The sequence below is a fragment of the Actinoallomurus acaciae genome (assembly GCF_042429965.1).
Classification (GTDB): domain Bacteria; phylum Actinomycetota; class Actinomycetes; order Streptosporangiales; family Streptosporangiaceae; genus Actinoallomurus; species Actinoallomurus acaciae.
Map to the genome: position 1 here is coordinate 1 of NZ_JBHLZP010000931.1, position 1,831 is coordinate 1,831.

3 protein-coding genes are annotated in these 1,831 nt (G+C 71.2%); all 3 read right to left on the bottom strand.

The features are described 5' to 3' along the window. Nucleotides 1-375: DUF5931 domain-containing protein (locus tag ACFFNX_RS49045; RefSeq protein ID WP_378213340.1), on the bottom strand; the 375-nt coding region annotated here is incomplete at its 3' end. Continuing rightward, on the bottom strand, nt 303-512 hold the full coding sequence (locus tag ACFFNX_RS49050) for an EF-hand domain-containing protein (protein ID WP_378213336.1): 210 nt from the start codon (nt 510-512) through the stop codon (nt 303-305). The genes ACFFNX_RS49045 and ACFFNX_RS49050, both read right to left, overlap by 73 nt. Before the next feature lie 124 nt (nt 513-636). Then, nucleotides 637-1,831 (bottom strand): carbohydrate-binding protein (locus ACFFNX_RS49055; protein WP_378213337.1); only part of this gene is annotated, 1,195 nt, incomplete at its 5' end.

Here is a 1,831-nt window from a genome sequence, read left to right on the forward strand (position 1 = left end):
CACCGGCAGCGTCGGCGCGCCGTGGTCGATGTGGACGCCCGTGTCGACCCAGCGCGTGCCCAGAACCAGCACCACCGCGACCAGGACGTCGGCGACGACGAACCCGCGGCGGCGCAGCGCGGGCCGCGCGTACACGACGGTCGCCAGCGCGGTCCACCCGGCCATCAGCGCGAGGGCGAGCAGGCCGCCCACCGGATGCGCGTAACCGTGCCGGTGGCGCAGGATGAGCGCGGCGGCGTACACGAGCGTGGCCAGGCGGAACGCCGCGCTCGCGCGCCACCAGGACGGAGCGGCCCGTCCGGTCAGGAGTTCCAGGCCTCGGTGAACTCCGCCTCGTTGATCTTGCCGTCCCCGTCCTTGTCGGCGTGGGCCCAGATCGAGTCGATCTCGTCGCCGGTCACCCGCTCGTGGCGAGCGGTCATGGCGAGCTTGAACTCCACGGCGGTGATGTAGCCGTCACCGTCGTAGTCGAATTCCTTGAACGTCGTGGCGGCGTCGTTGGGCGTGGTCACGGCGGGCTCCCGATGCTCGAAGTGCTACGGCGTTCAGCATGAAAGCACACATTCGGGTCGACACACGCCGAAAACCCGGCGGCCGGTGGAAGACTCCCACCGGCCGCCGGTCCGCCGCGCGGTATCAGGTGCAGGGGCCCTCGTCGGACCAGACGTCGGCCGTGCCCGGCGTCTCACCCTGGGTCCACCACTTGGCCTTGTACGTGTGCTTGGAGTAGGTCACCTCCATGCCCCCCGTGTAGACGCTGGTGGCGCTCCAGGCCGGCGCCGTGCACGCGCCCGGCGCGGGGTCGGTGGGCGGGGGAGCGGCCGGCGCGCCGCCGAACGCCGCGGTGTACCTGGTGAAGTCCCAGGAGCCCTGCGTGACGCTGGAGCAGGTGCCGGAGGTCTGCCCGTTGTTGTCCGGCGGGCTGCACTGGCGGTCCCGGTTGACCGACCAGAACGTGAACCGCGACAGGCCGTGCGAGGTGGCGTAGTCCAGCACCGCCTGGAAGTCGGCCTGCCGGAAGTACTCGCCGGTGTCGGAGCGTCCGTTCATCAACGACACACCCTCGTGGGCGTACGCGGTGGCGCTGCTCCAGCCGAACGTGCTCATCAGCGTGGAGTGGAAACCCTCCAGCGCACTGATCTGCGCCGCCGAGCCGTTGAACCCGCCGTCGAACGGCATGATCGCGTAGTTGGCCGGGGTGAAGCCCTGGCTCTTGGCCTCGGCCAGCATCTGCTTGCCGAACCAGCCCGTGCCCTCGCCGCCGGTCGTGCCGGCCGTGGTGACCGAGACGTACAGGCCGGAGTTGTTCTGCTGCAGGATCTTGGCCGCGCCGATCTCGTTGTGGATCGCCGTCGCGTTCTCGTACTCCGGCTCCTCCAGGTCGAAGTCGATCGCCTTGAGCGCGTACTTGCTGATCACCTGCTGGTACGCCGCCGCGGTCGAGGACGGGTCGGCGCAGGTCTGGCCGAGCTTCGTGCCGCCGTAGCCGCCGGCCGAGACGGTCACGTCGCCACCGGCCGCCCGGATTCCGTCGATCACGGACTTGGCCTGTGTGTCGGAGGAGACGGGGTGGGTGCCGTCCCAGGTCGGGCTGCACCCGCCGCCGTTCGGGGCGAGGATGAACGCGAGCTGGAACGACTTCTGCCCGGTCGCGCTCATCACCGGCCCGAGGTCGGGCGGGCTGTTGTCGAACGGCATGACGTACGGCGCCGCGCCGTACCAGTTGCCGCCGAGCGCGGCGGGCGCGGCGTGCTCACTCGCCGACGCGGCGGTGACGGCCGAGGCCGTGCCGAGCGCCAGGGTCACCGCACCGACCGCGGCGGTCGCGGCG